General features: G+C 72.9%; 24 protein-coding genes and 1 tRNA gene. 13 read left to right on the top strand and 12 right to left on the bottom strand.

The genetic code is table 11. The annotated features are described in order from the left end of the window. Nucleotides 1-3 precede the first annotated feature (3 nt). The 4 genes from ahbB to P2T37_RS03210 are packed head-to-tail and all read left to right on the top strand — an operon-like array spanning nucleotide 4 to nucleotide 3,661. A complete protein-coding gene (ahbB, locus tag P2T37_RS03195) occupies nucleotides 4-1,086 on the top strand; it encodes a siroheme decarboxylase subunit beta (protein ID WP_276235315.1) in 1,083 nt (360 codons plus the stop codon). After that, a complete protein-coding gene (locus tag P2T37_RS03200; RefSeq protein WP_276235316.1) occupies nucleotides 1,083-1,730 on the top strand; it encodes a precorrin-2 dehydrogenase/sirohydrochlorin ferrochelatase family protein in 648 nt (215 codons plus the stop codon). Before ahbB ends, P2T37_RS03200 begins: the two co-directional genes overlap by 4 nt. Then, nucleotides 1,727-3,067 (top strand): glutamyl-tRNA reductase, encoded by a 1,341-nt coding sequence (gene hemA, locus P2T37_RS03205; RefSeq protein WP_276235317.1) that lies wholly within the window; start codon nucleotides 1,727-1,729, stop codon nucleotides 3,065-3,067. Before P2T37_RS03200 ends, hemA begins: the two co-directional genes overlap by 4 nt. Before the next feature lie 39 nt (nucleotides 3,068-3,106). Beyond that, nucleotides 3,107-3,661, top strand: coding sequence for a SprT-like domain-containing protein (locus tag P2T37_RS03210; RefSeq protein WP_276235318.1), 555 nt, complete (start codon nucleotides 3,107-3,109; stop codon nucleotides 3,659-3,661). Between the two features lie 6 nt (nucleotides 3,662-3,667). On the opposite strand, the gene P2T37_RS03215 is transcribed toward P2T37_RS03210, so the two are convergent. Next, nucleotides 3,668-4,291 carry a ribonuclease HI gene (locus P2T37_RS03215; RefSeq protein WP_276235319.1) on the bottom strand — a complete coding sequence of 208 codons (624 nt, stop codon included), beginning with the start codon at nucleotides 4,289-4,291 and terminating at the stop codon, nucleotides 3,668-3,670. A 105-nt stretch (nucleotides 4,292-4,396) separates the two neighbouring features. On the opposite strand from P2T37_RS03215, the gene P2T37_RS03220 reads away from it, so the two are divergent. Beyond that, nucleotides 4,397-5,323 (top strand): DMT family transporter, encoded by a 927-nt coding sequence (locus P2T37_RS03220; RefSeq protein ID WP_276235320.1) that lies wholly within the window; start codon nucleotides 4,397-4,399, stop codon nucleotides 5,321-5,323. Nucleotides 5,324-5,387: 64 nt separating this feature from the next. Further along, on the top strand, nucleotides 5,388-6,383 hold the full coding sequence (locus P2T37_RS03225; RefSeq protein WP_276235321.1) for a PrsW family intramembrane metalloprotease: 996 nt from the start codon (nucleotides 5,388-5,390) through the stop codon (nucleotides 6,381-6,383). Here P2T37_RS03225 and P2T37_RS03230 read toward each other — a convergent pair. After that, nucleotides 6,380-6,619 carry a DUF8028 family protein gene (locus P2T37_RS03230; RefSeq protein ID WP_276235322.1) on the bottom strand — a complete coding sequence of 80 codons (240 nt, stop codon included), beginning with the start codon at nucleotides 6,617-6,619 and terminating at the stop codon, nucleotides 6,380-6,382. The two genes, P2T37_RS03225 and P2T37_RS03230, sit on opposite strands and share 4 nt — an antisense overlap. A gap of 199 nt (nucleotides 6,620-6,818) precedes the next feature. Beyond that, nucleotides 6,819-7,238 (bottom strand): DUF8009 family protein, encoded by a 420-nt coding sequence (locus P2T37_RS03235; RefSeq protein ID WP_276235323.1) that lies wholly within the window; start codon nucleotides 7,236-7,238, stop codon nucleotides 6,819-6,821. Between the two features lie 74 nt (nucleotides 7,239-7,312). Here P2T37_RS03235 and P2T37_RS03240 point away from each other — a divergent pair, with 74 nt between their 5' ends. Together P2T37_RS03240 and P2T37_RS03245 are read left to right on the top strand one after the other, a co-directional pair. Continuing rightward, nucleotides 7,313-7,540: a DUF7543 family protein gene (locus P2T37_RS03240; RefSeq protein ID WP_276235324.1), complete on the top strand. Its 228-nt coding sequence runs from the start codon at nucleotides 7,313-7,315 to the stop codon at nucleotides 7,538-7,540. A 49-nt stretch (nucleotides 7,541-7,589) separates the two neighbouring features. Then, complete coding sequence (locus tag P2T37_RS03245; protein ID WP_276235325.1) at nucleotides 7,590-8,618, top strand: S66 family peptidase; 1,029 nt, start codon at nucleotides 7,590-7,592, stop codon at nucleotides 8,616-8,618. On the opposite strand, the gene P2T37_RS03250 is transcribed toward P2T37_RS03245, so the two are convergent. Genes P2T37_RS03250 through P2T37_RS03265 form a run of 4 tightly spaced genes read right to left on the bottom strand, consistent with a single transcriptional unit; the run spans nucleotide 8,607 to nucleotide 10,705 of the window. Beyond that, nucleotides 8,607-9,020: an acyl-CoA thioesterase gene (locus tag P2T37_RS03250; RefSeq protein WP_276235326.1), complete on the bottom strand. Its 414-nt coding sequence runs from the start codon at nucleotides 9,018-9,020 to the stop codon at nucleotides 8,607-8,609. The two genes, P2T37_RS03245 and P2T37_RS03250, sit on opposite strands and share 12 nt — an antisense overlap. A gap of 42 nt (nucleotides 9,021-9,062) precedes the next feature. After that, nucleotides 9,063-9,464, bottom strand: a complete 402-nt coding sequence (locus tag P2T37_RS03255; protein ID WP_276235327.1) for a DUF8159 domain-containing protein — start codon at nucleotides 9,462-9,464, stop codon at nucleotides 9,063-9,065. A 4-nt stretch (nucleotides 9,465-9,468) separates the two neighbouring features. Next, nucleotides 9,469-9,618, bottom strand: a complete 150-nt coding sequence (locus P2T37_RS03260; RefSeq protein ID WP_276235328.1) for a hypothetical protein — start codon at nucleotides 9,616-9,618, stop codon at nucleotides 9,469-9,471. Between the two features lie 43 nt (nucleotides 9,619-9,661). Continuing rightward, complete coding sequence (locus P2T37_RS03265; RefSeq protein ID WP_276235329.1) at nucleotides 9,662-10,705, bottom strand: zinc-dependent alcohol dehydrogenase family protein; 1,044 nt, start codon at nucleotides 10,703-10,705, stop codon at nucleotides 9,662-9,664. Between the two features lie 76 nt (nucleotides 10,706-10,781). Here P2T37_RS03265 and P2T37_RS03270 point away from each other — a divergent pair, with 76 nt between their 5' ends. Continuing rightward, complete coding sequence (locus P2T37_RS03270; RefSeq protein ID WP_276235330.1) at nucleotides 10,782-11,252, top strand: hypothetical protein; 471 nt, start codon at nucleotides 10,782-10,784, stop codon at nucleotides 11,250-11,252. 49 nt (nucleotides 11,253-11,301) lie between these two features. Continuing rightward, on the top strand, nucleotides 11,302-12,600 hold the full coding sequence (locus P2T37_RS03275; protein ID WP_276235331.1) for a glycosyltransferase 87 family protein: 1,299 nt from the start codon (nucleotides 11,302-11,304) through the stop codon (nucleotides 12,598-12,600). Nucleotides 12,601-12,753: 153 nt separating this feature from the next. Here P2T37_RS03275 and P2T37_RS03280 read toward each other — a convergent pair whose 3' ends face one another. Further along, nucleotides 12,754-13,719 (bottom strand): sodium:calcium antiporter, encoded by a 966-nt coding sequence (locus P2T37_RS03280; protein ID WP_276235332.1) that lies wholly within the window; start codon nucleotides 13,717-13,719, stop codon nucleotides 12,754-12,756. Between the two features lie 147 nt (nucleotides 13,720-13,866). Then, nucleotides 13,867-13,995 (bottom strand) — tRNA-Met (locus tag P2T37_RS03285). 99 nt (nucleotides 13,996-14,094) lie between these two features. Between P2T37_RS03285 and P2T37_RS03290 the strand changes: the two genes are divergently transcribed. Then, on the top strand, nucleotides 14,095-14,982 hold the full coding sequence (locus P2T37_RS03290) for a DUF7115 domain-containing protein (protein WP_276235333.1): 888 nt from the start codon (nucleotides 14,095-14,097) through the stop codon (nucleotides 14,980-14,982). A 25-nt stretch (nucleotides 14,983-15,007) separates the two neighbouring features. On the opposite strand, the gene P2T37_RS03295 is transcribed toward P2T37_RS03290, so the two are convergent. Further along, complete coding sequence (locus P2T37_RS03295) at nucleotides 15,008-15,373, bottom strand: DUF5830 family protein (RefSeq protein ID WP_276235334.1); 366 nt, start codon at nucleotides 15,371-15,373, stop codon at nucleotides 15,008-15,010. 72 nt (nucleotides 15,374-15,445) lie between these two features. On the opposite strand from P2T37_RS03295, the gene P2T37_RS03300 reads away from it, so the two are divergent. Further along, nucleotides 15,446-16,105, top strand: a complete 660-nt coding sequence (locus tag P2T37_RS03300; RefSeq protein WP_276235335.1) for a TVP38/TMEM64 family protein — start codon at nucleotides 15,446-15,448, stop codon at nucleotides 16,103-16,105. On the opposite strand, the gene P2T37_RS15415 is transcribed toward P2T37_RS03300, so the two are convergent. Then, nucleotides 16,100-16,216 carry an HVO_2523 family zinc finger protein gene (locus P2T37_RS15415; protein ID WP_337250416.1) on the bottom strand — a complete coding sequence of 39 codons (117 nt, stop codon included), beginning with the start codon at nucleotides 16,214-16,216 and terminating at the stop codon, nucleotides 16,100-16,102. The genes P2T37_RS03300 and P2T37_RS15415 overlap by 6 nt on opposite strands. Nucleotides 16,217-16,317: 101 nt before the next feature. Between P2T37_RS15415 and P2T37_RS03305 the strand changes: the two genes are divergently transcribed. After that, nucleotides 16,318-17,790 (top strand): molybdopterin-dependent oxidoreductase, encoded by a 1,473-nt coding sequence (locus P2T37_RS03305; RefSeq protein WP_276235336.1) that lies wholly within the window; start codon nucleotides 16,318-16,320, stop codon nucleotides 17,788-17,790. A 39-nt stretch (nucleotides 17,791-17,829) separates the two neighbouring features. Here the strand turns inward: P2T37_RS03305 and P2T37_RS03310 are convergent, their stop codons facing one another. After that, nucleotides 17,830-20,970 (bottom strand): adenosylcobalamin-dependent ribonucleoside-diphosphate reductase, encoded by a 3,141-nt coding sequence (locus P2T37_RS03310; protein ID WP_276235337.1) that lies wholly within the window; start codon nucleotides 20,968-20,970, stop codon nucleotides 17,830-17,832. Nucleotides 20,971-21,041 lie beyond the last annotated feature (71 nt).

The following is a 21,041-nucleotide window of genomic DNA, read 5'->3' on the forward strand; positions in this document are numbered from 1 at the left end:
GCTATGACACGCGGGGACGTCGACTACGAGTTCGACCGGACGGACCGGGCCGTCGTGAACGCCTTTCAGGGAGGGTTCCCGGTCGTCGCGGACCCCTACGAGCCGGCCGCCGCGGCCCTGCGCGAGCGCGGGGTTGACGTGACCGCCGACGAACTGTGCGAGCGTATCGCCCGGATGGTCGAGGCGGGCGCGCTCTCGCGGTTCGGCGCGCTGGTCAACGCCGAGGAGATCGGCGGCGCGGCGTCGCTCGTGGCGATGCACGCCCCGCCGGAGCGCTACGACGAGGTGGCCGAGACGGTGAACGGGTTCCGCGAGGTGGCGCACAACTACGAGCGCGAGCACCCGCACCTCAACATGTGGTTCGTCGTCTCGGTCGCGGACCGCGACGGCGTCGCGCCCGTCCTCGACCGCATCGAGGACGCGACGGGCCAGGAGACGTACGACATGCCGAAGCTCCGGGAGTTCCACGTCGGCGCGAAGTTCCTCATGGACGGCCCCGTCCCCGAGGGCGACCTCGACCTCTCGGCCCTCGGTCCCGAGGTGGAGCCGTCGGGCCGGGACTTCCTCACGCCCGACGAGTACGACCTCGTGATGGAGATACAGGGCGGCCTGCCGACCACCCGAACCCCGTACGCGGACGTGGCCGAGGCGCTCGGCAAGCCCGTCGAGTGGGTGGTGGAGACGGTGAAACGGTTCGACGCGGAGGGGAAGGTGCGCCGGGTCGGCGTCATCCCGAACCACTACGCGCTCGGCTACACGGAGAACGGGATGACCGTCTGGGACGTGCCCGACGACCTCGTCGAGGCGGTCGGTCCCGAGGTGGCGTCGCTCGACTTCGTCACCCACTGCTACCGGCGGCCGCGCCACGAGGGCGTCTGGCCGTACAACTTCTTCGCGATGACGCACGGTCGCGACGAGGCCGAATCCCGCGAGCGCATCGAGCAGGTCCGCGACGTGATGGCCGACCACTGGGACGTCGGCGAGGAGGACTGGGACACGCTGTTCTCGACGCGCATCCTGAAGAAGACGGGCATCAGGCTCGACGAGCGCGCGAAGGCGAACACGGGGGCCGCGGAGGAGGCGTGATTCCGCTCCTCCACGACTTCGCGGGCGAGACGGTGCTCGTGTTCGGCGGCGGGCCGGTCGGGGCGCGCAAGGCCCGGCGGTTCGCCCGCGAGGCCCGCGTCGTCGTCGTCGCGCCGGAGTTCGCCGACGCCGACTTCGGCGGGGCCGAGCGCGTCCGCGAGGCCCCCGCGCCCGACGAGGTGGGCGGCTGGCTCGACCGGACCGACCCGGCGCTCGTCGTCGCGGCCACCGACGACGGGGCGCTCAACGCCCGCGTCGAGAGCGAGGCCCGCGGGCGCGGCGTCCTCGTCAACCGCACGGACGAACACGGGGGGCGCGACGCGGGGAGCGTCGTCGTCCCCGCCACCGTCCGCGACGGCGACGTCGTGGTGTCGATATCGACCGGCGGGGCCTCCCCCGCGCTGTCGAAGCACCTCCGGGAGCGCATCGAGTCGGAACTGGCCGACGCGGGCGCGATGGCCGACCTGACGGGGGAGCTGCGCGACCGGCTCCAGCGCGAGGGGGTCGCCCCCGAAAAGCGCCGGGCGGCGGTGCGAAGCGTCGTCGAAAACGACCGGGTTTGGAAGCATTTAGGTGAGGGAGCGTCTAAAGCCGCACAGGAAGCCGACGCCGTCGTCGACGGCGTCGTAGGTGACGACCCGTGACAGGTGCAACGATAATCTCCGGACTGAGCGTCTCCCACACGGACGCGTCCGTCGACGAGATAGAGGCCGCGTGCGGGGAGAGCGAGGCGGCCGTCGTGGCCGACCTGCTCGCGAACCCGGCCGTCGAGGAGGCCTTCGCCCTCCAGACGTGCAACCGAGCGGAGGCGTACGTCGTCACGGCCGACGAGGCCGACGGCATCGAACTGCTCCGGGAGCGGTTCGCCGCGACCGACGGAGACGCGCTCCGCGAACTCGACCACGAGGCATCGCTGCGCCACCTCATGCGCGTGGCCTGCGGGCTGGAGTCGCTCGTGGTCGGCGAGGACCAGATACTCGGCCAACTGCGCGCCGCCTACGAGACGGCCGACGAGGCCGGCGGCGTCGGCCCGACGCTGGAGGACGCCCTGCTGAAGGCGATTCACGTCGGCGAGCGCGCGCGTACGGAGACGGCAATCAACGAGGGCGTCGTCTCGCTCGGCTCCGCGGCGGTCGAACTCGCGGCCCGCGAACGGGACCTCTCGGGCGCGACCGGCCTCGTCGTCGGCGCGGGCGAGATGGGGACGCTCGCGGCGAAGGCGCTGGACGACGCCGTCGGGCGCGTCATCGTCGCCAACCGCACGCACGACCGGGCGCGGCTCGTCGTCGCCAACCTCGACGGCGATGCGACCGCCGTGAGCCTCGACGCGCTCCCGCTCGCGCTCACCGAGGCCGACGTGGTCGTCGCCGCGACGGGCGCTCCCGACCCCGTCGTCGACGAGGCGACGCTGCGCAACGCCGGCGAGACGCTCCTCATCGACATCGCCCAGCCGCGCGACGTGGCCCCCGCCGCCGGCACCGTGGCCGGCGTCGAGATACACGACCTCGACGACCTCCAGTCGGTCACGGACGAGACGCTCTCGGCGCGCCGGGTCGCCGCCGAGCGCGTCGAGGCGATGATAGACGAGGAGCTGGAGAACCTGCTCGCGCAGTACAAGCGCAAGCGCGCCGACCAGGTCATCTCCGCGATGTACGAGGGGGCGGAGCGGATGAAGCAGCGCGAACTCCGCACGGCGCTCTCGAAGCTCGACGACGGGGAGTTCTCCGACGAGCAGCGCGAGGTGGTCGAGTCGATGGCCGACGCGCTCGTCTCACAGCTGCTCGCGGCGCCCACCCGGAGCCTCCGGGACGCCGCCGAGGAGGACGACTGGTCGACCATCCACACCGCGCTCCAGCTGTTCGACCCGACGACGGGCGGCCCCCGACAGCTCCACGACACCGCGCCCGAGGAGCTCCCGGCGGCGGTCCGCGAGGGCATCCCGCCCGCCGTCCTCGACCAGCTCGGCCCCTCCGACGACTGACCGACGCCTTTTCGCCGCCGCGCGCGACACCTCCGACAGATGCCCGAGTGGCCGCCGACGGGACGCGACGCCCTGCTCGCCCGCGCCCGCGAGTACGCACGGACCGTCGATATCGACGTGGACCCCGACGCGCTCTCGTGGGAGGTGTCCGAGCGCGCGAAGCGGCGCGCCGGCGCGTGCCGCTACGACCCCGCGACCGGCGAGGTCACGATCCGGCTCGCCCGGCGCGCCGCCGACGCCTTCTCGTGGAACGAGTTCGCCCGCGTCGTCCGCCACGAGCTCGTCCACGCGTGGGAGTACCGCGAGTTCGGCGAGGCGGGCCACGGCCCCCGCTTCCGCGCGCAGGCCGACCGGCTGGACGTGACGACGACCTGTCCGACGTTCGCCGCGGCGCGGCTCCGCCTGCGGTGTACGGACCCCGCGTGCGACTGGCGCGCCGACCGCCACCGCGCCGCGGCCACGGTCACGGAGCCGGAGCGCCGGCGGTGCGGCCGCTGTGGCTCGCGCTACGAGGTGGAACACGTCGCCTCCGGCGAGACGTGGCGGACGGCGGCGGGCTACCGGGGTGCGCGCGAACGCATCGAGGAGTGGTAGGAACGGTCAGTCGGCGTGGCGGTCGGCGCGGCTCGGCGGGGGTATCTGCTCGCCCGTCGTCTCCGGGGCGTCGGGGACGACACACCGCGCCGGCTCGTGGTTCACGTGCGCGTAGCTTCCGGGGTCGTTGGCGAGCGGGTGGGCGGGGTTCTCGCGGGAGTCCAGCCGGGCGGCGCGGAGTTCGGCGAAGCCGCCGATGCGGGCGCGGATGCCCCGCCAGTGGTGGTTCGTCGCGGGCGGGACGCGACACGGGTGCGGCGGGCGGGCGTCGGGCGCAGCCAGCGCGAGCGCCGCGCGGTTCACGTTCGCGGCGAGGTCGTCGTGGTCGAGGGCGACGCCGACCCGGGCCGACGCGGGGGCCCGCGCCGCGAGCACGTCGAGCCCGAGGTGGAGCGCGCGGTACTCCGCGACGTTGTTGTCGGGCGGGGCGTCCGGCACGGAGAGCCGGGCGACCGTCTCGCCGTCGCGCGTCTCGATGACGACGCCCAGCCCGCCGGCTCCGGAGTCGCGGAAGGAGCCGTCCGTGGCCACGTAGAAGTCGCGGTGGTGGGTGCGCGGGGGGTGCGCGATGTGCGGGGTAGGGCTGTCGTCGAACAGGTCCCGGAGCGCCGGCCGGCCGTATGCGGCCATATGTCACGCTCGCCGCCCCATGCGCATAAAGTCACGGCTTGTTCGCCAACGTTTGACAGGCTTCGACTCCGAAAGCTTCTCGCCGGGCGGTCGCCGAGTCCGGCCGTGCGCCACCGGAACCTCGCGCTCTTTCTCGTCCTCGCGGCGGTGTGGGGGTCGGCGTTCGTCGCCATCAAGGCCGGCCTCGGCACGCCCGCGGCGCCCGCGGGCTTCTTCGACGCGCCCGTGCTGTTCGCGGCGCTGCGCTACGACATCGCGGGCGTGTTGATGCTCGGCTACGCCGCCTACGCGACGGACCAGTTCCTGCCCCGGGGCCGCCGGCAGTGGACCGCCACGCTCGTCGCCGGCGCGCTGATGATCGCCGCCTACCACGCCTTCCTCTTCGTCGGGGAGACGGACCCGGCGGTGTCGAGCGCCGCCGCGGCCGTCGTCGTCTCGCTGTCGCCCGTCCTCACCGCCGGCTTCTCGCGGCTGTGGCTCCCGTCGGAGCGGCTGACCCCCGTCGGCGTCCTCGGCCTCCTGCTCGGCCTCGTCGGCGTGGTCGTCCTCACGGACCCCGCGCCGGGGAACCTCGGCGTCTCCCCCGGCGTCGTCTTCGTCTTCCTCGCCACCCTCTCGTTCGCGTCGGGGTCCGTCCTCACCCGTCGGCTCGACACCGACCTGCCCATCGAGACGATGGAGGCGTGGGCGATGGTGACCGGCGCGGCGATGATGCACGTCGCCAGCGTCGCCGTCGGGGAGTCGGTCGCCGCCGTGGAGTTCACGCCGCGGGCGCTCGCGGCGCTCGCTTACCTCGCCGTGGCGGCCTCCGCGCTCGGCTTCCTCGTCTACTTCGACCTGCTGGAACGGCTCGGTCCCGTCGAGATAAACCTCGTCTCGTACGCCGCGCCGCCCGTCGCCGCGCTCGTCGGCTTCCTCCTCCTCGACGAGACCGTCGACGCCGCGGCCGCCGCCGGCTTCCTCGTCATCCTCGCCGGCTTCGTGCTGGTGAAGCGCGAGGCCATCAGGGACGTGGTCGCCCGAGCGGGCTGACTGGGGCCGAGAGACCGGGCACCCCCCTACCGTTTTCCGTCCGCCGGGAGACGACACGGCCGACATGGGAGGCGACGACGCCCGCGACCCGGTGGCCGAGGGACTGCCCGACGAGGACCTCTACGACGTGGCCGACTGGGAGCGGCGGGGAACGCTCGACCGGGCCGCGAGCGGCATCTACACCGCCATACGGAGGGGCGGCACCGGCCTGCTCGTGCTCGTCGCGGCCCTGCTGCTCGTCGCGCAGGTCGGAGTCATCGGCTACGCGATAACGACCCAGCCGAGCCTCGGCGTGTTGACGCTGTTCTCGGTCGTTCCGGCGTTCCTCCTCGTCGGCTTCGTCTGGTACCACGACGCGACGATGCGCGAGCCGTGGCTCCCGCTCGCGGTCACGTTCCTGCTCGCCGTCCTGTTCGCGTCGTTCGCGGCGCTCGCCAACTCCGCGCTCCGGCCCGTCGTCGGGGGGCTGGTCCCCGTGTTCGGGCTGTTCGCCTACTTCTACCTCGTGGTCGCGCCCGTCGAGGAGTTCGTGAAGTGGCTCGCGGTCCGGGTGTACGCGTTCGAGGGGGCGGGCTTCGACGCCGTCGTCGACGGCGCGGTGTACGGGGCCGTCGCCGGCCTCGGGTTCGCAACCGTCGAGAACGCGCTGTACATCACGCAGGGGGCGCTGGAGGCCGGCGCGCTCGCCGGCGCGCAGCCGTTCACGAGCGCCGCCGTCGGCACATCCGTCTCGCGGGCGTTCGTCGGGCCGGGCCACGTCATCTACTCGGCGTTCGCGGGCTACTACCTCGGCCTGGCGAAGTTCAACCGCGAGGACGCCGGCCCCATCGTCGTGAAGGGCCTGCTCGTCGCGGCGCTCATCCACGCGACGTACAACAGCCTCGTCAACGTCGTCCCCGGCCTGCTCGGGAGCGCCCTGCCCGGCGTGCCGGGCTTCCTGCTCCTGTTCGCCTTCATCCTCGTGTACGACGGCGTGTTCGGCTACCTGCTCTACCGGAAGCTCTCGCGCTACCGGAGCCACTACCGGCGCGCGACGGGCGAGGCGGCGGGCGCGGACTAGTCCTCGCGGTTGTGGCCGTGTCCGGCGAGGAGCGCGGCCACGTTGGCGACGACCAGCGCGGCGAACAGCACCGCGCCGCGGCTCCCGCCCGGCCCCGAGACGAGCAGGAGCGGGTACGAGACCGGGATGAGAATCGCGCCCCAGAAGCCGACGCGCTCCGCGGGCGAGCGGAGGCGCGTCGCGGCCCGACGCAGCGGCCCGGCGTCGGTTCGGGTGGAGGAGCTGTGAGTGGACATCGGACACTCGGGACGAGGGCGGGACGCGTCATATAACGGGCCGAGCCTTCGGGACGTTTCGCGACGTTTCACGCGGTCAGGCTCCGCCTGTCCCGACCCGCGCGACGGGGCGAGAGCGCCCGCGACGTTTCACGGCGCTCGCTCGTCGCGTCTCGTCGGACGCCGGGCCGCCGCGGGTCGGCCACGCGTCCGTCGCCCGTCAGCCGAGCGTCGCCACCTCGACCTCGTGGGGGCCGGCCGGCGTCTCGACGACGGCCCGCTCCGCGACGCTGTCCCGGACGGCGGCGCGCCACGACTCGACGGCTTCCTCGTGGGCCGTCCGGTGGCGCTCGACGGAGTAGTCGCCGGCCTCGCGGAGCGCGTCCTCGGTGTCGTCCGGGTCGGGGAAGGCCGGCGCGTCGGGCACGAGCGACTCGGGCGCGACGTGGAGCGGCGCGGGGTCGCCGTACGGCGACTCCTTGCCCGCGATGTGGAGGCGCGCGCGGATGCGCGGCGAGAAGGGCGGCGTGACGCGCAACACCGCGCCCGCGTCCCGCCGGGCGTTCGCCTCCAGCGCCGTCGCCACGTCGTCGGCGTGGACGACGATGCGGCGCACGTCCGTCGGGTCGTCGGTCTGCACGCCCCCACCGAGGCGGGCGACCGAAATGAGCGTTCCCCCGCGCCGCTTTTGGCCCCGGCCGGGGAACGCCGGGCATGGGCTGGGAACGCACGCGCGACGACGAGCGCCGTATCGAGTGGGAGCGGACGGACGGCTACGCCCGCGTGGTCGCCCGGGAGACGGCGACCGGCACGTGGGCGGTGAGCCTCGACCGCCTCGAACAGGCCCCCGACGGGCAGACGTACGACCACCGGACGGCGCCCGACCGCGACGCGGCGCTCGACCCCGCGACCGCGCTGCTGGACGCGAACGAGGTGGAGTGACACGCCGGGCGAACGCCCAAGTGCGCGGGCCGTCGCCACCGGGTATGGAGTGCACCGTGCCGCCCGCCCTCTCGGAGGGGAGCCGCGTCGCCGTCTGCCGCCCCGCCGCGGTGGCCCGCTCGAGCACGTACCCCGACCACCTCGTCGAACTGGGGTTCGAGCGCCCCGCACGGAGTTCGGGCTGGAACCGGTCGCGTACGACAGCCTCCGCGCGGACGCCCGCGACCTCTACGACGACCCGGCGGGCCGCGCCGCCGAACTGGAGCGGGCGTTCCGCGAGCCCGATATCGACGGCGTGATAGCGGCCATCGGCGGCAACGACCAGATACGGGTCCTGAAGCACCTCGACCCCGCCGCGATACGGGACAACCCCACCCGGTTCTACGGGACGAGCGACAACACCTCCTTTGCGGCCTTCTGCCGCGCGCAGGGGGTCGTCTCCTTCTACGGGGGAACGCTGTTCACCGACGTCTGTGAGCCGGGCGGTATCGACGACTACACCCGCGAGTACCTCGAACGCGCCCTCTTCGACGACGCGCTCGGCGCGGTGCGGCCCGCGGGCCGGTACAGCGACGAGGACCTCGACTGGCACGACCCGGCGGCCCTCGACCGCGACCCGGAGTACGAGGCCGGCGACCGCCGCTGGCACGGCTCCGGTCGCGTCGAGGGGCGGACGTGGGGCGGCTGTCTGGAGGTGCTCTCGACCCACCTGATGGCCGACGCATGCGTCCCCGAGGAGACGGCGGGGAGCGTCCTCCTGCTCGAAACGTCCGAGGAACTCCCGACCGCCGGCGAGGTGCGACGGGTGCTGTACGGCCTCGGCGAACGCGGCGCGCTCGACGTCGGCGCGGTGCTCGTCGGCCGGGCGAAGGCGCGCGGCTTCGGCACCGAGCGTCCCCCCGACGAGCGGGCGGCCTACCGCGAGCGCCAGCGCGAGGCCGTCGTCGAGGTCGTCCGCGAGTACTCGGACGCGGTCGTCGTCACCGACGTCGAGTTCGGGCACGCGCGTCCCGTCGCGCCGCTCCCGATGGGCGCCGAGTGCGTCGTGGACGCCGACGCCGAGCGGCTACGGTTCTAACCCCTCGAACTCGGTTATCGTCTCGCGCCACGCGTCGGGAATCGGCTTCGAGCCGCCGGCCTCGCGGTCCACGTGGACCATCGTCGTCGCGCCCGTCGCGGCGCGCTCGCCGTCGGCCCACACCTGGTAGGCCATCGGAATCGAGGAGCGGCCGAGTTCGGTCACGCGCGCGCCGACGGTGACGCGCCCGGCGTCGAGGGTGACGCCGCGCTCGAAGTCGAGTTCGAGGTCCGCGATGACCATCCCGACCCCGTTCAGCGGGCGGCCCACCACGTCCCGGAAGTACGCGGAGCGCGCCTGTTCGAGGAACGTCGCGTAGACGGCGTTGTTGACGTGGTTCATCTGGTCGAGGTCCCGGAGCCGGAGGGGTATCTCCTCGGTGAAGCGGAAGGCGTCGTCCATACCGGGAGCGCGCCCCCCGGGTCCACGGGCGTTTCGGTTCGGTCAGAAGTCGTCGGTGTCCGCGGCGATGCGCTCGACGTAGTCGTCCGCGGAGAGGTCGCCGTCGGCGTTGGCGCGCGCCCACGACCCGCGCGCGGCCCACTCGGCGCCGACCGCGCCCTCGGCGTCGGCGATGGCCGTCGCGTCGAGGCGGTGGTCGCCGCCGGGCACCGTCGCCGCGTACGCGAGCGCGACCGTCCGCGCCCCGGCGCGGAGTTCCTCGGGGCTCGTCGCCGTCGTGAGGTATTCGAGCACCCACGCGCCGCTCGTGACCGAGAGCGCGCGTATCCCGACTCCCGCCCCCGTGAGACGGTCGCGGAAGCGGTCGTCGGGGGCGTCGCCGCCCGAACAGCCGGCGAGCGCGACGGTGCCGGCCGCCGCGAGCAGGCGGCGGCGCGTCCTCACGACTTCACGATTCCAGACCGTCGGCGAGGTACGCGGTCGCGCAGTCGCTCCCGCAGAAGGCGCTCTCGAAGCACATGTATCGGTGGTGGTGTCGCAGCTCTATCCACTCCCCATCGGCGGGGACGCTGTCACCACACGAGGCACACCGCGGCATGACGACTCGTACGCCGCGCGCGGTGATAGAACGTTCGGCTCGCTTACGCGTCGATCTCGACGAGCACCTTCACCGCCTCGCGCTCGTCCATCGCGGCGTACCCCTCGGGGACGCCGTCGAGGTCCACCGTCTTCGTGAACACCGGCGCGGGGTCGAGCGTCCCCTGCAACACGTCGGCCATCAGCTCCTCGATGTAGGCGCGCACGGGCGCGACTCCTCCTCGAAGGGCGATGTTGTCGCCGAACGCCGCGCCGAGGAACTCCGCCTCCTCGACGCCGGCCGGGACGCCGACGTAGCCGACCGTGCCGCCCGGCCGCGCGACGCCGAACGCCGTGTTCATCGACGACTCCGCCCCGACGGCCTCGATGACGTGGTTGACGCCGCCGCCGGTCATCTCGGTCACTTCCTCGACGGCCTCGTCGCCGCGCGCGGTCACGAGGTCCGTCGCGCCGAACTCCTCGGCGATGGCGAGGCGGTCCTCGTGGTGGCCCATCGCGATGATGCGCTCCGCGCCGAGGCGGCGGGCCGCGAGGACGCCGCAGAGACCGACGGCACCGTCGCCGACGACGGCACAGGTCGCGCCCGGTTCGACGCCCGCCGACACCGCGGCGTGGTGGCCGGTGGACATCACGTCCGTCAGCGGGAGCAGCGACCGCAGGGTCTCCTCGTCGTCGGCGTGGCGGTCGGGCACCTTCACGAGCGTCCCGTCCGCGGTCGGGCACTTCACGTACTCGCCCTGCCCGCCGCCGTTGTCGCCGCCCCACGACGAGCGGTTCGCACACGAGGTGTGGAGACCCTTCCGGCAGAACTCGCACTCCCCGCAGGAGATGGCGAAGGGCGCGAGGACGCGGTCGCCGGGTTCGAGCGACACCACGTCGTCGCCGACCTCCTCGACGACGCCCATCGGCTCGTGCCCGACGGGCGACGGCACCTCGCGGTCCGTCTCCCCGCGGTAGAACCACAGGTCGGAGCCGCAGACGGCCGTGTGGGTGACGCGGACGACGGCGTCGCCGGGGGCCTCTATCTCGGGCTTCGGTACCTCCTCGACGCGGATGTCGCCGGGGCCGTGGTAGCGTGCTGCGCGCATGCGAACGGCTGCGGCCCGCGGGAGCAAAAACCCCCGCGGCGGTACGGCTTTGGGGCCCCCGTGCGTCGCCGTGTCCATGCAACCCGTCGCCGTTCCCGGCCCGGACCCGGCGCTCCGCTTCCCGCTCGGCCTGCTCGCGGCCGTCCTCGCCACGCTGGTCATGGACCTCGTCATGGCGCGACTCCCGCAGGGCGAGACGCCGCCGCGCGTCGCCGCGGGCGTGTTGACCGAGACGCACCCCGACGACGCCCACCCGCGGCTGGCGAGCGTCGTCCACTACGTCGCGGGACTGCTCACCGGCCCGCTGTTCGTGTATCTCCTGTACGCGACGGAGTTCGTCCTCGACGGGCGCTCGCTCGCGGCGACGCTCGGGGCCGGCGCCGTCCTGTTCGTCCTGATGGTCGCCTTCTTCGTCGGCGTCGTCCTCCCGCGCTCGCGGGCCCGGCGCAGTCGCCGGACGGCCATCGTCCGCGACTGGGCGCTGTCGGCGCTCGCGTACGTCGTCGTCGCCGTCCCCGTCGTCCACCTCGGGAGCGGCCTGCTGTAACGGTCAACGCACAAGACATATACACCGTTCGTGATTTCCCCCCGACACGATGGGGGAGCGGGGGGTACTGCGCCGACTCGTGGCGGCGCGCGGCCGGCGGCCGGCGACCGCCGCCCTCGCCGCCGCGGTCGCCCTGTGTCTCGCCGCCGCGCCCGCGGTGGAGCTGTTCGGCCTCGGCTACCGCGTCCAGCCGTTCCACTTCAACGACTGGGCGGCCTACGCCGGGGCCGTCGACCGCTGGTACGCGGGGAAGACGGTGTACTGGACCCACCCCTCGGGCGGCTACTTCGCCACCTACCTCTACCCGCCGGTGTACGTCCTCGGGTTCGTCCCGTGGTTCGAGGCGGGCCTCGCCGACCCGGTCGCCGCGCTCGTCGGGGGACCGCCGGGGTCAGACGTCAGCGCGGTGCTGTTCGAGGCCGGGGGGTTCGCGGCGCTGTGGGCTGGCCTGCTCGCCGCGGCGCGGGCCGTCGGCGCGACCGTCGACCGCCTCGACGCCGTCGTTCTCGCCGCCGCGCTCGCCTGCTTCTACCCCCTGCTCTTCTCCGTGAAACTCGGGCAGGTGTCGACGTTCGTGGCCGCCGGCTTCGCGTTCGCGTTCGTCGCGGGCGAGCGGGCCGGCGAGACGGGGAGCCGCGGGTGGCGCTACCTCTCCGGCGGCTTGACGACCCTCACCGCCGGCATCAAGCCCTACTACCTGACGAGCGGCGCACACCTCCTGCGCGACCGGGTGCGCCTGGTCGGCGCGCTCGCCGTCGGCCTCGCCGCGGCGGGACTCTCGCTCGCCGTGTTCGGCATCGACACCCACCTGCGCTACCTCGACGTGCTCCTGTGGGGGAAGGGGTGGACCGAGCCGCCGCTGTCGCTCGTCCACTGGCACCCCGGCTACTTCGAGCCGCTGGCCGCGCTCGGGAACGTCACGCCGCTGCTCTCGGCTGTGGCCCGTGCGGGCGTCGTCGTCGGCACCGTCGCCGTGACGCTCGCGGCCCGCGACGCCCGCGACCCGGCGACCCGGTGGGCCACCTTCGGGCTCGGCGTCGCCGTCTTCCCGCTCGTCGCGCCGACGGCGTACACCCAGGACCTCGTCGTCCTGCTCGTCCCCGCCGTCCTGCTCGCGGGCGTCGAGTACCGGCGCGGCGGCCGCCCGTGGCTCCCGCTGCTCGCGGTCGGACTGGTCCACGTCCACGCGTACGTCGCGTTCGCCGTCTCGGCGTGGCACGCCGACGCCCCGGCGCTCGCGACGGCCGCCGTGGGCGTCCTCCAGCCGGCGATGTGGGGCGCGTTCCTCCTCGTCGGGCTTGCGGCGGCACGGACCGCCGAGGCCGCCGGGCGTGGCCCGTTCGCGTGACCGGGCGGACGCTTTCGTCACCGCGGGTCGCCCCCACCGTTCGCGGTTCACGAGCTGGCGGGACGGGGGCGACGCGTGCGTGACCGAGGGGCTGAGCCCGTTCTACGTGCGGTAGCGGCTCGTGGGGCCTGAGCGGCCGCGCGCCCGAAGGCGTCACCCCAGCAGTCCGAGTACCCACCGTCCGACCTCCGAGAGCGCGAACAGTCCACCCTCCGGTCGGGAGAGCTGCCGCCCGGTCCACAGCGCGGCCACCATCGCCGTCGAGACGACGAGCAGCCACGCGACGGTGTCGAGCGCCGCCGGGCCGACCGCGAGCGGCCGGACCGCGGCCGCGACCCCGAGGACGCCGAGCACGTTGAACACGTTCGAGCCGACGACGTTGCCGACGGAGACGCCGAGCCGCCCGCTCCGGACGGCCACCAGCGACACCGCGAACTCGGGGGTCGAGGTGCCCGCCGCGACGACGGTGCCGCCGATGACCCACTCGGAGACGCCCGCGCCGCGGGCGAGCGTGGTGGCCGCACCGACGAGCAGGTCGCCGCTGACCAACACGACGGCCAGCCCGGCGACGAGGAGAAGCGCGTCGCGACCGGGGACCGCGACACGGTCGGTCGCGACCCCGATAGGTGGGTCGTCCTCGTCCGCCACCGTCGCCCCCGCGTCGCCGGTACGGAGCAGATACGCGGTGTAGAGGACGAACAGCCCGGCGAGCACGGCGCCCTCGGTTCGGGTCACCGTACCGTCCAGCAGGACGGCTCCGCCCAGGAGCGTGCTGGCGACGAGCATCACCCCGTCGCGGTGGACCAGCGACCGCTCGATGGGGACGACCCGGAGGAGCGACACGACGCCGAGGACGAACGCGAGGTTGTAGACGTTCGAGCCGACGACGTTGCCGACGGCGATGTCGCCGAAGCCGTCGACGGCCGCGCCGGCGGTGACGATCAGCTCGGGGGTCGAGGTGCCCGCCGCGACGACGGTCAACCCGATGGTGAGTTCGGAGAGGCCGACTCGCCGCGCCAGCCGGACCGTCGAGTCCACCAGCAGTCGGGCCCCGACCCACAGCCCGAGAACCGTCGCGACTACGACCGCGACCTGCACCGCCGGTCCGCCGGCGACCACGCGTCGTCACACCCCCTCCGCCGTCGGTCGCGCGGCCTCCGCTCGTTCCCCGTTGGTCATACCCACACATCGAGGAACGGCCGGATAGTTCTGGTCCCGCAAGCGGTCCACGTGCCGGGGGCTGGAGCGCGGTGTCCGAAAGAGAAGTGGCCGGGGTGGGCTCCGAACCCACGATCTCCGCATATCCCAGGTGCCGGACAGGCAGTCCGGCGGGAGGCGGGAAGCCGACTCGTAACCCTATGAGTGCGGCGCTATGTCCAGCTAAGCCACCCGGCCTGCTCTCGGATAACCGAGTGACGGACTTGAAGCTGTCTATCCCGGGCGCCGCCGCCCCGCGGCCCGCGGATTTATGCCGGCCGCCGGGCACACCCGGACATGGACGTACCACCGCTCGTGACCGAGCGGCTCGACGGCGAGACGGTGCGGACGCGGGTGGAGCTGGGCGGCGACGACGCCGTCTTCGTCACCCCGTCGCGGACGCTCGTCTATCGGGCCGAGGGCCTGCTCTCCGACGAGTCCGTCTCCGCGTACCCCCACGACGCGGAGCGGGTCGCGGTGTCGCCCGGCCGCCGCAAGACCACCTTCGAGCTGACCTACGTCGATACCGCCGGGAAGTTCACCGTCCCGGGCGACCGGACGGACACGGTGCTCGAACCGCTTCTGGAGGGCGTGCTCCGGGCGACCGGGGCCATCGACGACGACGAGAGCGTGCGCAAGGCCTACCGCTTCTCGGAGCTGACGCTCGTGGTCACCGACGCGCGCCTGCTCAAACACGTCGGCGGCGCGGTGTGGGACGACGACTTCGAGTCGTTCGCCTTCGCGGACGTGACCGACATCGACACCGAGGAGGGGAGCGTCGCCACGCAGCTCGTCCTCGAAGTCGACGGGCGCCCGCAGCGCGTGAAGGTCCCCTCCGACCAGTCGCGGAAAGTGGCCCACACTGTCGAGAGCGCCGTCCTCGCCTTCCACGGCGTCGACAGCGTCGCGGACCTCCACGCGGCGACCGACCGCGAGGAGCCGGCCGCCGAGCGCTCCGAGGAGTTCGAGGAGGACGACATCGACCCGCTCGTGGACGAGGGCGACGACGGGGAGAGCATCGACCGCGTGACGAGCGCCGACACCCGCGCGACCGCCGAGGCCGACGCCGACATCCGCGAGCGCATCGCCGCGCTGGAGGCCGCCGTCGAGCGGCAGAACGACCTCATCGAGGAGCAGCGCGCGACGATAGAGACGCTCGTGGACGAGCTCCGGCGCGGCCGCTGACCCCGTCCGCGGCCCGCCTCGCCCGTCACTCCCTGCCCGTCACCTTCCGGATACACGACGAGCCGAACGGCCCGTGTTCCCCGGCGTCGAGCTTCATGAAGTAGCCCGTCGAGATGGACGCGCCGCAGCGCCGGCAGGTGAACTCCCCCTCCTTCGTCACGACCTCGGCCTCGAACGAGAGGAACGAGGAGCGGTTCGGGCGCACCGTCGCGTCCTCCCGGTCGATGATACCCCGCGCCTCGGCGGTGTCGAGTATCTCGCGGGTCGTCGCCGGGTCGGTCGTCACCGTCTCGATGCGGTCGATGACCTCGGCGAGCGACAGCTCCTCGTGCTCCAGCCGTTCGAGCAGCTGGACGCCGAGCGCCACCGGGTCCTCGACCTCCTCGCGCACGCCCCACCGTCGGCCCGCGCCGCGAATAAGCGTTTACCACAAGGGGTTTGCCGGGCGGCGAGAACTCCCGGCATGGACCGGGCGACGCGCCGCCAGCTCGCCGGGGTCGCGGCCCTCGCGGCCGTCGCCGTCGCCGCCGCGCTCCTCCTCTCGCCGGCGCGGCTGGCTCGCGAGGTCGGAGCGCTCGCCGAGCGGCCCGCCCTCCTGGCCGGCGTGCTGTTCGTCGCCTACCTCCTGCGGTTCCTCGTCGCGTGGCCCATCAGCGTCCTCTCCGCCGTCGTCGGGTTCGCGCTCGGCCCGCGGGGCGTCCCCGTCGCGCTCGTCGGCGCCGTCCTCACCTGCGTCCCGCCGTACCTGCTCGCGCGGCGAGTCGAGGGCGCGGCCGGGCCGCTCGGGACGCTCGGCGCCCACGGCGAGCGCTACTTCGACGCCGCCGGGTCGGCACGCGGGGTCGTCGCCGCGCGGCTCGCCCCCCTCCCCGCGGACGCCGTCTCCTACACCGCGGGGCTGGCGGACGTGCCCGGGCGCGCCTACCTCCTCGGTACCGCCGTCGGCGAACTGCCGTGGGTCACCGCGGCCGTCCTCGTCGGCGCGGGCGCGGGGACGCTGACGACGGAGGGGCTGACCGGCGACCCCCTGCTCGTCGCCGGGGCCGCGGGGCTGGCGGTGCTGCTCGTCGCGGGGCCGGTGTACCGGCTGTGGCGGGGGAGGGGGGAGCCGACCGAGCTATAGCGTAAAGGGATCCGAACAGTCGACCACCACGCCGTGTTGGGGACAGACGTACTTGCAGTGGCGCTTGAACAGCGCCGCGTCGCAGAACGGACACGCCGGCGGCTCGGCCATACCCGTCCTCGGGCGCGGACCGTCATCAACCCCGGCGTTTCGGGGGGAATTCTAGACGGAGTTCGGCGAACGGCTTTCAGGGCGTCGTTCCTTCTCCGGGTATGGACACGCTACGCTCGACCGCCGTGCCCGCGGCCGCGGCGGGGGTCGCGGGGGTCGCGGGGTCGTTCGCCGTCGTCGGCTTCACGCCCGCGTTCGTCGGGTCGACGCTCTCCGACGCCGTCGCGCTCGTCACCCCCGGCGTCGTCGTGACGTTCGCCATCACCGTCCTCGGCGACCTCGGGAAGCAACTGACCGTCGCCGGGGGCGTGGCCCTCGCCGCGGCCCTGTTCGGGTCGCTGGCCGCGTTCGCCCTCGCCGTCGGCCGGGCGCTCGGGTCGCGCGCCGCCGCGCCGGTCGTCGGCGCCGCGAGCGTCTTCGGTGTCGCCACGCTCGTCACCGCCGCGCCGCTCGCCTCGCTCGGGGCGGCCGCGGCCGCCGGCGCCGCGCTCGCCGTCCACGCCGGCCTCTCGGGCGGCGCGACGGAACCGGTCGATTCGGGCGCGCGCCGGCGCGTCCTCGGAACCCTCGCGGCGGGGCTGGCGGCGGTCGGTATCGGCTACCCCCTGGGAACGCTCCGCGGGCCGGCCGCGCCGTCGGACGGCGAGGTGACGGGCGAGGCGCGCGCGCTCCTCGACGACGCGGCGGCGAAGTCGCTGCCCGTCGGGGGGCTGGAGCCGCTCGTCAGCGACGAGTTCTACCGGGTCGATATCGCCGCCGCGCCGCCGGCCATCGACCCGGAGGAGTGGTCGCTGTCGGTGACCGGGGCGGTCGAGTCGGAGGTCGATGTCGGATACGACGACCTCACGGCCATGCCGTCGAGCGAGGTGTTCTCGACGCTGCGGTGCGTCGGGGAGCCGCTCAACGGCCGGAAGATGGACACGGCGCTGTGGACCGCCGTCCCGCTCGCGGACCTGCTGGAGCGGGCCGGCGCCGGCGAGAACTGCTGTGTCATGTTGCGCGCCGCGGACGACTACTACGAGGAGTTCCCGCTCGCGGCGCTCGAATCGGGGATGCTCGCCTACCGGATGAACGGCCGGCCGCTCCCGCGGGGCCACGGCGCGCCCGTCCGGGCGCTGATTCCGGGCCACTGGGGCGAGATAAACGTGAAGTGGCTCACGGAGATAGAGGTGCTCTCCGAGCCCGCAGAGGGGTACTGGGAGAACCGCGGCTGGCACGGGACCGGCCCGGTGAACACGGTGGCGAAGCTCCACGCCGTCGAGCGCGACGACGGGCGCATCACGGTCGCCGGACACGCCTACGCGGGGACGCGGGGCGTCTCGGCCGTCGAAGTGTCCACCGACGGCGGCGCGACGTGGACCGGGGCGACCCTCTCGGAGCCGCTGGTCGGGAGCGACGGCGCGCCGGCGGCCGACGCCTGGCGGCAGTGGAGCCACGAGTACGAGTCGCCCGGCGAGCGCCACGAGGTGGTCGTCCGCGCCCGCGAGGCCGACGGCACGCTCCAGCCCGAGGACCGCGCCGACGCGTTCCCGAGCGGGCCGACCGGCTGGGTGTCGCGGGAGCTACGGGGGTAGGCTAGGCGGAGAGAAGAGAGAAGAAGGGCCGTTACCGGCTCAGCACTCGGACCAGCCGCACGACTGGCAGGTCTTACAGCCCTCGTTCATGGCGAGCGACATCGCCCCGCAGTCGGGACACTCGGGGGACTCGCCCGCCGCGACGAGCGACTGTGTCGCGTCCTCGGTGTCCGCGCTCGTCGGCTCGGCCGGGGCGGCGGTGGCCGCGCCGCCGTCCGTCTCGCGCTCTATCGTCTCGCGGTTGGGGTCCGCCTCCGTGCGGGTCCCCTCCTCGGCGGCCTCCGAGAGGCTCTGCTGTTGGGGGTACGGCTTGTCTATCTCGTCGTCGAGGTAGCGCTGGAGCGCCGTGCCGATGGCGTCCGGGATGGAGTTGATCTGCTCGCCCTTGTCCCACGCGACCTTCGGCGACCGGATACCCCGGAGCTCGCCGGCGATCTCGTGCGGGTCGACCCCCGAACGGAGCGCCGTCGAGATGGTCTTCGCGAGCGCCTCGGTGAAGGAGGCGGTGAAGCCGCCGGAGTTACCGATGGTGGCGAACAGCTCGAACGGCCGCTCGCGCTCGGTGTCCTCGTTGATGGTGACGTAGAGCTTCCCGTAGCCGGTGTCGATGCGCTGGGTGACGCCGTGGAGCAGGTCCGGGCGCGCCTGCTTCTCGGCGTAGGCGTGCGTCTCGAAGCTGAACAGCTCCTCGGGGTCGGTCGAGAGCGCCGCCGCGACCTCCTCGTGGTCGAGGAAGCCCTCGATGTCGCCGAAGATCTCCTCGATCTTCTCCGCGAGGAACGCGGCCGCCTCGGCCTCGTCCATGTCCTCGGAGAACTCGGCGTTGTCCGCGCGAGTGGTGAGCACCTGCTTCGAGCGCGTGCCGTCGCGGTAGACGGTGACTCCCTTCCCGCCGTTCTCGTAGATGTAGCGGTACACCTCGTCCATGTCCGCCTTCGAGGCGCTGTTCGGGAAGTTACACGTCTTCGAGATGGCCGAGTCGACCCCCTCCTGACAGGCGCACTGCACCGCGGCGTGCTGTTTGCCGGAGAGGTCGCTCGTCACCACGAACAGTTCGCCGATGGCGTTCGGGACCGTGTCGAGCCCCTCGACGCCGTCGAAGGCGTTCGACGCCATCTGCTCCTGCGCCTCGCGCTTGACGGCCTCAACGTCGATGTCGTTGGCCTCCAGCGTGCGCAGGAAGTAGTCGTCGAACTCGACGAGCATCTCGTCGCCCTGCACGTCGTCGCTGACGTTCTTGTAGTAGGCGACGTTGTAGATGGGCTCACAGCCGCCCGTCGTGTTGCCCACCATCGACGTCGTGCCAGTGGGGGCGATGGTCGTCGTGTTGTGGTTGCGGATGGGGTAGCCGTCCGCGTGATCGTCGGCGGACTCGCCCGTCTGCTTCTCGAACCACTCGCGGTACTCGGTCGGGTTCGCGTACTTGGAGTTGTCCCACTCGTCGAAGGAGCCGCGCTCCCCGGCGAGTTCGTGGGACGCGGCCTTCGAGCCGTGGTTGATGCGGCGCATGACCTGCCGGGCGACCTCGTTGCCCTGCTCGCTCCCGTACGGGATGCCGAGCTGGATGTACAGCTGTGCCAGCCCCATGACGCCGAGGCCGATCTTCCGCATCTCGCGGACCTTCTCCTCGATCTTCTGCACCGGGAAGTCCGACATCGTGACGACGTTCTCGAGGAAGCGCGTCCCGGTCGCGATGCGGCGGTCGAACTCCTCGGTGTCGAGCGCCTCCGCGAGGAACGCCTCGACGCCCTCCTCCAGCGTGTCGAAGTCGTTCTCCCGCGACCAGACGCGCCAGTCGGGGGCGCCCTCGGCCGCGAGCGTGGAGAGGTTGATGTGGCCGAGGTTACACGCTTCGTACTCCTCCAGCGGCTGCTCGCCGCAGGGGTTCGTCGCGAGGATGCGGTGGTCCGGGTGCTCCTCGACGTCGAAGGAGTGCTCCTTGTTGATGCGTTCGAGGAAGACGACGCCCGGCTCGCCGTTCTCGTGGGCGCCGTCGACGATGCGGTCCCAGATGAGGTTCGGGTCGATGGAGAGCGGCTCGCCGACCTCCACCTCGTCGCCGAGGTCGTAGCGGGAGTACATCTCCTTCGTCTCCTCGCTGGCGACGTGCGGCTCGCCCGTGCGCGGGTTCGTGAACGTGAACTCCTCGCCCGCGTCGAGCGCGTCCATGAAGTCGTCCGTCACGCCGACGGAGATGTTGAAGTTCGAGAGGTGGCCCTCGACGGCGTTGCGGAGGTGCTTGGGCACCTTGCCGTCGTCGTCGATGAGGCCGCGGGCCTCCTCCAGCGCCTCGGAGAACGTCGTGTACGTGTAGTCGTCCGGGTCGTTGAGGCGGAGACAGTGGGCGAGGGAGACGTCCTTGTTCTTCGCGTGGATGAACTCGATGACGTCGGGGTGCGAGACGCGCATGACCCCCATCTGCGCGCCGCGGCGCGTGCCGCCCTGCGCGATGGTCTCGCACATCTGGTCGAACGTCCGCATGAACGTGATGGGCCCGGAGGCGATACCGCCCGTGGAGCCGACGGCGTCGCCGAACGGCCGGAGCTGCCAGAAGGCGTACCCCATGCCGCCGCCGGACTGGAACACCTCGGCGGCCTCCTTGGCCGTCTGGTGGATGTCGGTCAGGTCGTCGCCGGGCGAGTCGACGAAGCAGGCGGAGAGCTGCTGGAGCTCGTCGCCGGCGTTCATCAGCGTCGGCGAGTTCGGGACGAACGAGAGGTTCTCCATCAGGTCCTGGAACTCGGCGCGCTTCGACTCGACGTGCTCGCGGACGCCGTCGGGCAGCTCGGGCACGACGGTGTCGTAGGCGAACTTGTTGACGTTGTAGACGGAGAGGTCTGTCTCGGCGTCGTCCTCGGCGGTCGTGCCGGCGCCGAACACCTCGGCGGCGAGTTCGTCGCGGCGCGGGTGTTCCGGCTTCAGCTGTGCGGGCGTGACGCTCACGTCGACGCCGCGCTTCTCGGCCTCGAAGACGGCCTCGGCGAGCGCGATGTTCTTCGCGACGCGGGCGAAGAGGTCCTCCTGCGTCTCGACGAGGTCCCCGTTCTGGTCCTTGCGCAGGTAGCGCGCGGGCAGGATGTTGTGGTAGGCGTTCGCGGTGAGACGCTCCTCCAGCGTCTCGCCGTCTGTTCGTTTGATGGGTAGTACGAGGTCGTCCGCGGAGAGGTCGGTCCCGGACATCACTCGGCCCCCCGGCCGCCCGTCCCCTCGGGGGCGGCCACGGTGCTGTTCGCGTGGAGATAGTTGGCGGT

Origin of the sequence: Halosegnis marinus, from assembly GCF_029338355.1 — an archaeon.
GTDB lineage: Archaea > Halobacteriota > Halobacteria > Halobacteriales > Haloarculaceae > Halosegnis > Halosegnis marinus.

Excerpts from the sequence above, each read along its gene's own strand:
- ahbB (WP_276235315.1), top strand. The coding sequence starts at position 4 with ATGACACGCGGGGACGTCGACTACGAGTTCGACCGGACGGACCGGGCC.
- P2T37_RS03210 (WP_276235318.1), top strand. The coding sequence starts at position 3,107 with ATGCCCGAGTGGCCGCCGACGGGACGCGACGCCCTGCTCGCCCGCGCC.
- P2T37_RS03215 (WP_276235319.1), bottom strand. The coding sequence starts at position 4,291 with ATGGCCGCATACGGCCGGCCGGCGCTCCGGGACCTGTTCGACGACAGC.
- P2T37_RS03225 (WP_276235321.1), top strand. The coding sequence starts at position 5,388 with ATGGGAGGCGACGACGCCCGCGACCCGGTGGCCGAGGGACTGCCCGAC.
- P2T37_RS03230 (WP_276235322.1), bottom strand. The coding sequence starts at position 6,619 with ATGTCCACTCACAGCTCCTCCACCCGAACCGACGCCGGGCCGCTGCGT.
- P2T37_RS03240 (WP_276235324.1), top strand. The coding sequence starts at position 7,313 with ATGGGCTGGGAACGCACGCGCGACGACGAGCGCCGTATCGAGTGGGAG.
- P2T37_RS03250 (WP_276235326.1), bottom strand. The coding sequence starts at position 9,020 with ATGGACGACGCCTTCCGCTTCACCGAGGAGATACCCCTCCGGCTCCGG.
- P2T37_RS03260 (WP_276235328.1), bottom strand. The coding sequence starts at position 9,618 with ATGCCGCGGTGTGCCTCGTGTGGTGACAGCGTCCCCGCCGATGGGGAG.
- P2T37_RS03265 (WP_276235329.1), bottom strand. The coding sequence starts at position 10,705 with ATGCGCGCAGCACGCTACCACGGCCCCGGCGACATCCGCGTCGAGGAG.
- P2T37_RS03270 (WP_276235330.1), top strand. The coding sequence starts at position 10,782 with ATGCAACCCGTCGCCGTTCCCGGCCCGGACCCGGCGCTCCGCTTCCCG.
- P2T37_RS03275 (WP_276235331.1), top strand. The coding sequence starts at position 11,302 with ATGGGGGAGCGGGGGGTACTGCGCCGACTCGTGGCGGCGCGCGGCCGG.
- P2T37_RS03290 (WP_276235333.1), top strand. The coding sequence starts at position 14,095 with ATGGACGTACCACCGCTCGTGACCGAGCGGCTCGACGGCGAGACGGTG.
- P2T37_RS03300 (WP_276235335.1), top strand. The coding sequence starts at position 15,446 with ATGGACCGGGCGACGCGCCGCCAGCTCGCCGGGGTCGCGGCCCTCGCG.
- P2T37_RS15415 (WP_337250416.1), bottom strand. The coding sequence starts at position 16,216 with ATGGCCGAGCCGCCGGCGTGTCCGTTCTGCGACGCGGCGCTGTTCAAG.
- P2T37_RS03305 (WP_276235336.1), top strand. The coding sequence starts at position 16,318 with ATGGACACGCTACGCTCGACCGCCGTGCCCGCGGCCGCGGCGGGGGTC.
- P2T37_RS03310 (WP_276235337.1), bottom strand. The coding sequence starts at position 20,970 with ATGTCCGGGACCGACCTCTCCGCGGACGACCTCGTACTACCCATCAAA.